Here is a 203-nt window from a genome sequence, read left to right as displayed (position 1 = left end):
ATGCCAATTAAAAGCAAGATAACCGTAACCAATATCAAAAATCTAGTACCTTCGGATAAACGCTTAAATGATACTGATATTTCTGGCTTTCATGCCCGTATAACCCCATTAGGTTTGATCACTTATTACCTGTTTTATCGCTTAAACGGAAAACAGGTTAATTACCGATTAGGTGTTGATGGTCAAATGACACCTGCTCAAGC

At 36.9% G+C, this 203-nt stretch carries 1 protein-coding gene; it reads left to right on the top strand.

Features of this window, described 5'->3' with window-relative positions; genetic code table 11:
* A partial coding sequence (locus tag H4J57_RS20445) for an Arm DNA-binding domain-containing protein (RefSeq protein WP_182244019.1) occupies positions 1–203 on the top strand: 203 nt, incomplete at both ends.

This window comes from Colwellia sp. BRX8-7 (genome assembly GCF_014077275.1).
GTDB lineage: Bacteria > Pseudomonadota > Gammaproteobacteria > Enterobacterales > Alteromonadaceae > Colwellia_A.
This window is presented reverse-complemented; position numbering and strand designations above follow the sequence as displayed.